This window comes from Paractinoplanes lichenicola (genome assembly GCF_016785085.1).
Classification (GTDB): domain Bacteria; phylum Actinomycetota; class Actinomycetes; order Mycobacteriales; family Micromonosporaceae; genus Actinoplanes; species Actinoplanes lichenicola.
In genome coordinates this window covers 688450-695383 of the sequence record NZ_JAENHO010000006.1, presented here as the reverse complement: position 1 = coordinate 695383, position 6934 = coordinate 688450, and the positions used below count along the sequence as shown (strand labels likewise).

General features: G+C 71.0%; 5 protein-coding genes. 3 read left to right on the top strand and 2 right to left on the bottom strand.

What is annotated here, in order from left to right; translation table 11 throughout:
• Window positions 1–461: 461 nt before the first annotated feature.
• Window positions 462–2594: an ATP-binding cassette domain-containing protein gene (locus tag JKJ07_RS24320; RefSeq protein ID WP_236029699.1), complete on the top strand. Its 2133-nt coding sequence runs from the start codon at window positions 462–464 to the stop codon at window positions 2592–2594.
• Here JKJ07_RS24320 and serC read toward each other — a convergent pair.
• On the bottom strand, window positions 2573–3694 hold the full coding sequence (serC, locus tag JKJ07_RS24315) for a phosphoserine transaminase (protein ID WP_202993990.1): 1122 nt from the start codon (window positions 3692–3694) through the stop codon (window positions 2573–2575). The two genes, JKJ07_RS24320 and serC, sit on opposite strands and share 22 nt — an antisense overlap.
• Window positions 3691–4797 carry a citrate synthase 2 gene (locus JKJ07_RS24310; RefSeq protein WP_202993989.1) on the bottom strand — a complete coding sequence of 369 codons (1107 nt, stop codon included), beginning with the start codon at window positions 4795–4797 and terminating at the stop codon, window positions 3691–3693. Before JKJ07_RS24310 ends, serC begins: the two co-directional genes overlap by 4 nt.
• Window positions 4798–5008: 211 nt before the next feature.
• Here JKJ07_RS24310 and pdxH point away from each other — a divergent pair, with 211 nt between their 5' ends.
• Entirely contained in the window at window positions 5009–5635 is a 627-nt protein-coding gene (gene pdxH, locus JKJ07_RS24305; RefSeq protein ID WP_202994051.1) for a pyridoxamine 5'-phosphate oxidase, read from the top strand.
• Window positions 5632–6933: an MFS transporter gene (locus tag JKJ07_RS24300; RefSeq protein ID WP_202993988.1), complete on the top strand. Its 1302-nt coding sequence runs from the start codon at window positions 5632–5634 to the stop codon at window positions 6931–6933. The genes pdxH and JKJ07_RS24300 overlap by 4 nt, the downstream gene beginning before the upstream one ends.
• Window position 6934: the final 1 nt, after the last annotated feature.

Below are 6934 nucleotides of genomic sequence, written 5' to 3'. Positions count from 1 at the left end.
TCAAACTCGGTTCTGCGGCCATCGCAGGTCTCTCCTTCGTGATCTTCAAGCAATCCGAAGGATCTGCGATGGCCGCTCTCGCGCGCCGGGAAAGCCCAGCTCATACACCACTTCGGTGGACGTGACCGGTGCCGTGGAAGGTAAGTGAGCACTCACATCGTGGCGTGCCGCGCCTGGTGAGTAAGGACTCACATCACGAAGTACCGCGCGAGGTAAGTGAGGACTCACCTCGGGGAGTGCCGCACGAGGTAAGTGAGTACTCACATCGCGAGGAGTCGCAGCAAGTTAGTGAGGACTCACATCGTGACGTGCCGCGGCAGGTAAGTGAGGACTCACTTCGCCCGGTGCCGTCGGTGGCAAGTGAGCACTCACATCGCGAGGAGCCGCAGCAGGTAAGTGAGGACTTGCATCACGATGTGCCGCGCCAGGTAAGTGAGGACTCACTTCGCGAGGTGCCGTCGATGGTAAGTGAGCACTCACATCGTGCGGAGTCGCAGCAAGTAAGTGAGGACTCACATCTTGGCGTGCCGCGGCAGGTAAGTGAGGACTCACTTCGCGACGTGCCGCGGGGGGTAAGTGAGGACTCACATCGTGGGGTTGTGCGCGTGGTAAGTGAGGACTCACTTCATGGGGTGTCGCCGGCGGTACCGGAGGTAAGTGAGGACTCACTTACCAGGCGAGTGGAGCGGAGCGAGACGGCATCGGCAGGGCTCGAAGAAGCGGTCGCCCGGATGGGCCTAAATGAGCTCTTCGCGAACCGGGCCGTCGACGGGCTCATAACCGGGCAGCGGCGTCTCTCGGACGGCGAGGCGGTGCGGCTGAGCGTGGCACGAGCCTGGCTGTCGGCCCCCGACGTGCTCGTGGTGGACGACGCGTTCTCGGCCCTCGACCCGGCCACGGCGGCCTCGGTGACGGCGGGAGTCTTCGGCGGCACGGACGGGCCTGCGCGGGTCTACGCCGGAACCCGGATCGATCCGGCCGCCTATGCCGAGACGGTGGTGCTGTGCCGCGCGGACGGTGTCGAGGTGCGGGATCGGGCCGCGGTCACGGTCGAGTGGCTGGGCCGGTGCCTGCCTCGTGACGAGGCGACGAGGTGGGCCGCGACTCTAGGCCGGCCCGCGCGGCCGGAATCGAGTGTGGGCGGCGCGGAGAAAGCCCCAGGTGTCAGTGCTCGACGAGGCGTACTGGATGGGGTTGGTCTCGAGGCGGACGTGCCCGCGCCCCGGTTGCGGGAGGTGGTCGCGCGCCTGGCCGATCTTTATCCGCGGTGGGTGTTGACGCTGCTCGGGGTGCTGCTGGTGGTCCTCGTGGTGACCGAGCTGGCGGTGGCGGGGACGCTCGGTGCCGCGCGGGTGAACCTAACGCTGCTGGTCGGGCTGACGGCGGTTGCGCTGCTGGCGGAGGGTGGATACCGGTTCGTGGTGCGGCGCGGGGCGATGGGGGCGACCCGGCGGCTGCATCGGCGGATCCTGGCCGGGATGCTCGATCGCGGGCTGGCGGAGGGTTCGGCCACCGCGGCGGGACGGTTCACCGACGACTTCACGACGGTGGAGCTGTGGTCGCCGGGGATTCTGCTGAGCGGGGTGCGCGCGGTGCTGGCGACGTCGGCCGCGGTGACGGCGATGGTGCTGGCCGCCCCGGTCGCGGCGGTCGGTGTGGTGGTGCTGGCGGTGGCGGCCGTGATCCGTTATCCGGCGCTGCGCCGGGCGAGTGTGCGGGGGCGGGCCCTGCTGGCGGCGACCCGGGGGCCGCTGCGCACCTACGCCGGAGCTGTCCTGACATGTCGGTCGTTTCGGTCGAGCAGTGCCTTGCGGCCCGGCTTCGCGGCCCGGTTTCGTGAGCTGTTGGCGAGGGAACACCTCGGCCTGTACGCCGCCCACGGCACCCGGATGGCGATCGTCGCCTCGGTCGAGGCCGCCGGGGTGATCCTGTTCGCCGCCACGGTCGCGGCCGCCACCTGGGCGCCGGTGGGCTGGTCGGGTCTGCTGGCCGTGGCCGTCTACGCCGCCTACGTGATCGGTGAGCGGTTCGCCGCGGTGGTGGAGGCGCATCAGGAGGTCGACGGCACCACCCAGGTCATGTCCCGGGTGTTCGCCCTGCTGCCGGCGGCCGGCGATCGCGCCGAAGAGGCCGTCCCGGCGACGGTGAAGGGCCGATTCACCGTCGTGCGGGGGCCGTCGGGGGCCGGCAAGAGCACGTTGCTGCGGGCCATGCCGGGGCGGCTGGTCGAGAACGAGCCGCCGCCCCTGCCGATTCCGCTCGACGAACTGTGCCCGCCCGAGTCTCTGGCCCTGGCCGACGACTGGTCCCACGCCCTCGGCCTGCCCACCGCGGACAAATCAGGGCAGCTCGCCGCCCAGGCCGTGACGCATCGCCAGCTCGTGGCGCTGGCCGTGGCCTGTGCCGAGGAGCCCGACGTGCTGCTGATCGACGAGACGACCAGCGCCTTCTCGCCCGCGGCCGAGCGGCGGCTGCTCACCCTGGTGCGCGAGCGGTTGCCCAAGGCCGCGATCGTCGTTGTTCTGCACCGGCCGGACAACGTTGATCTGGCCGACCATGTGGTCGACGTCGGTCAGAGGCGTTCGGCCACGTAGTCGATGCATGCCGTCAGGGCGGCCACGTCGGTGGGCTCGATCGTCGGGTAGAGGGCGACCCGCAGCTGGTTGCGGCCGAGCTTGCGGTACGGCTCGGTGTCGACCACGTCGTTGGCCCGGAGGACCTTGGCGATGGCCGCCGCGTCGACGCCCTCGAAGTCGATCGTGGCTACCGCGGCCGAGCGCAGGGCGGGGTCGGTGACGAACGGGGTCGCGTACGGGGATCGGTCGGCCCAGTTGTAGATCGCGGCGGCGCTTTCCGCGCTTCGTTTCACGGCCCAGGACAGGCCGCCCTGCGCGTTCATCCAGTCGAGCTGTTCGGCGGCCAGAAAGACCGTGGCCAGGGCGGGCGTGTTGTACGTCTGCTCGAGGCGGCTCTGCTCGATCGCGGTGACCAGGTCGAGGAACTGGGGGATGTAGCGACCGCTGCCCTTGATCTCGAAGGCGCGGTCGATGGCGGCGGGGGACAGCAGGGCCAGCCAGATGCCCCCGTCCGAGCCGAGGGCCTTCTGCGGGGCCAGGTAGTAGACGTCGGTCTCGCGCAGGTCGACGTCGAGGCTGCCGCCGCCGGAGGTCGCGTCGGTGAGCAGCAGCGCGCCCTCGTCGGCGCCCGGGACGCGGCGGACTGGCACGGCCACGCCGGTGGACGTCTCGTTGTGAACTGAGGCGTAGACGTCGGCGCCGGCCTCGGCCGTGAGGTACGCCGCCTCGCCGGCGGGGGCTTTGTGTACGGTCGGCTCGGCCAGGAACGGCGCGTCCTTGACGGCCTTGGCGAACTTGGCCCCGAACTCGCCGAACTCGGCGAACTGCGCTTTTTCCCGTACGAGTCCGAAGGTCGCCGTCTCCCAGAACGCGCTGGTGCCGCCGTTGGAGAGGACCACCTCGTAGCCCTCGGGCATCGAGAAGAACTCGGCCAGCCCGCGGCGCAGCCGGGCGACCTGGTCCTTCACGGTCTTTTGCCGGTGGGACGTCCCGAGGAACGTGCGGGACACCGCGGACAGCGACTCGACGCCCTCGGGGCGCACCTTGCTCGGGCCGGAGCCGAAGCGTCCGTCGACGGGCCTGATCGTGTCGGGGATCCGGATGTCAGTCACGGTCACACATTATGGGGGAGCACGTCCCAGCCCTCGACCTGCTGCGGCTTGCGGGCGCCCGGTCCCACATAGCGGACCGTGGGGTGCACGACCCGGCCCAGGCGCTTCTGCTCCAGCACGTGCGCGCTCCACCCGGCGACCCGGGCGCAGGTGAACATCGAGCTGAACATGTGACCGGGCACCTCGGCGAAGTCGAGCACGACGGCCGACCAGAACTCCACGTTGGTCGGCAGCGGCCGGTCGGGCTTGCGGGCCTGCAGCTCGGCCAGCGCGGCCCGCTCGAGCGCGACGGCCACCTCGTAGCGCGGGGCGCCCAGCTCGCGGGCGGTGCGCTTGAGCACGTCGGCCCGCGGATCCTCGGCGCGGTAGAGGCGGTGCCCGAAGCCCATCAGCCGCTCGCCGCGGTCGAGGATGCCCCGCACGTACGTCTCGGCGTCGCCGCTGCGCTCGACGTCCTCCAGCATCGTGAGCACGCGGGCCGGGGCGCCGCCGTCGAGCGGGCCGGAGAGCGCGCCGATGCCGGAGGAGATGCAGGCGGCCACGTCGGCGCCGGTCGAGGCGACCACGCGGGTGGTCAGCGTGGAGGCGCTCATGCCGTGCTCGGCGGCGGAGATGAAGTAGGCGTCGACCGCCTTGACGTGGCGCGGGTCGGGCTCGCCCCGCCAGCGGCGCATGAACCGCTCGACGATCGTCTCGGCCTTGTCGATGTCTTTCTGCGGGACGGCCGGCAGGCCCAGCCCACGGGCGGCCTGGGCCACGAAGGAGAGCGCGGTCACCGACACCCGGGCCAGGTCGCGCCGGGCCTGCTCGTCGCTGATGTCGAGCAGCTGGTCGAGCCCCCAGTACGGCGCGAGCATCGCGACCGCCGACTGCACGTCGACCCGGATGTCGCCGGAGTGCACCGGCACCGGGAACGGCTCCGCCGGGGGCAGCCCGGGACCGAACCGACCGTCGACGAGCAGGCCCCAGACGTTGCCGAACGAGACCTGGCCGATCAGGTCCTCGATGTCGACACCGCGGTATCGCAGCGCGCCACCGGCCTCGTCGGGGTCGGCGATCTCGGTCTCGAAGGCGACGACGTCCTCGAGTCCGGGCTTGAAGTCGGTCACGACCCTCCCTGCGTACGGGAATGCTGTAGGTGTTTCATCTTGCTCGTCAGCTAACGGCAGGTCGACCCACCGCGATGTGCTCTCCGCGACACCCATCCTCACCGACCTGACGGACGGCCCGAAGCGACTTAGGGTCGTTTGCGGTGCTAACGACTTGCCTGACTACGAACCTGGAGCACTCGTGACTGTCGAACCCCCGTCGCCCGCGAGCATGCGGCTCGACTACACCGCGCGTGGGGCGCTGCTCGAGACGGATCTGGCGGCGGACTGGCGGGTCCAGTTCGAGGCCTGGTTCACCGACGCCACCAGGTTCGGCCTGCCCGAGCCGAACGCGATGATCGTCTCGACCGCGACCCCGCAGGGGCGGCCGAGCGCGCGCACGGTGCTGCTCAAGGAGTACGACGAGCGCGGTTTCGTGTTCTTCACCAACTACGAGTCGCGCAAGGGCTCCGAGCTCACGGCCAACCCGTACGCGAGCCTGGTCTTCCCGTGGTTCCCGATGCAGCGGCAGGTGCTGGTCACGGGGGCGGTCGAGCGGGTGTCGCGGGCCGAGACCGAGGAGTATTTCGCCTCCCGGCCGCGCGGCTCGCAGCTGGGCGCGTGGGCCAGCCCGCAGTCGTCGGTGCTGCCGGACCGCGCGACGCTCGACGCGGGACTGGCCGCGACCGAGGAGCGCTTCGGCGACGGTCCGATCCCGCCCCCGGAGCACTGGGGCGGGTTCCTGGTGGTGCCCGAGACGGTCGAGTTCTGGCAGGGGCGGACCAGCCGCCTGCATGATCGGCTGCGCTTCGCCCGTACGGGGAACGGGTCTTGGGTCGTCGAGAGGCTCGCTCCGTGAGCCAAAAGGTGGCCGAGCGCAAGTCTTGGGTCATCGACGTCCGCCCGCTGCGGGTCACCGCCTACCGCCGGATGTGGGTCGGCAACGGCCTCTCGTTCTTCGGGTTCCAGTTCACGTCGGTGGCCGTCCCGGTCGAGATGTACGCGATCACCAACTCCTCGGCCTGGGTCGGCCTGCTCGGCATCGCCGGCCTGATCCCGCTGCTGATCTTCGGCCTGTGGGGCGGCGCCGCGGCCGACGTGGTCGACCGGCGCAAGCTGCTGCTGGCCAGCTCGATGCTGGCCTGGGTGGCCACCGTCGGGCTGCTCGCGCAGGCGCTGTTCGCCGTGAACAGCGCCTGGCTGCTGCTGGCCCTGACCGCCGTGCAGTCGGCCGGCTTCGCGATCAGCTCGCCGACCCGGCAGGCGATCATCCCGCGGATCGTGCCGGCCGGGCTCGTCCCCGCGGCCAACACGCTCGCCTACACGACCACCACGGCCGGCGGCGTGCTCGGCCCGCTGGCGGCCGGCCTGATCTTCGCGGTCTCCGGCACCGGCGCCGGCGTCACCACGGCCTATCTGGTCGACGCGGTGCTGTTCACGATCTCGTTCTGGGCCACCTGGAAGCTCCCGCCGATCCCGCCGGTCGAGCACGAGCCCGGCGAGGAGCGGCCCACGGCGGGCCTCAAGGGCATCATGGTCGGCCTGAAGTTCCTGGTCACCCAGCCGGTGCTGCTGCTTTCGTTCGGCGTCGACATCATCGCGATGGTGTTCGCCATGCCGCGGGCGCTGTTCCCCGAGGTGGCGGTCGACCGGTTCGGCGGCGACTGGGCGGTCGGCTGGCTGTTCAGCGCGATCGCGCTGGGCTCGGTGGTGGGCGGGCTGACCTCGGGCTGGATCGGCCGGATCAAACGCCAGGGCGTGGCGCTGGTGATCGCCGTGGTCGCCTGGGGCATCGCGATCGGGCTCTCCGGCCTGGCCCACAGCCTGTGGCTCATGGTGCTGCTGCTGGCCGTGGGGGGCGCGGCCGACCTGGTCAGCGCCGTTTACCGGCAGTCGATCCTGCAGGTCTACGCGCCGGACCGGCTGCGCGGCCGGCTGCAGGGCGTGTTCACGGTCGTCGTTGCCGGTGGCCCGCGCCTCGGCGACCTGCGCGCGGGGGCCACGGCCGACCTGACCTCGCCCGCCGTCTCGTGGGCCGGCGGCGGGTTCGCGGCGGCCGGATTGGCGGTCGTGCTCGCGGCCGCCTTCCCGGCGCTGCTCAGGTACCGCCCGCCCGCTGTGCAAGCCGCCGGTACAGATGACGACGCCAACCGATAAT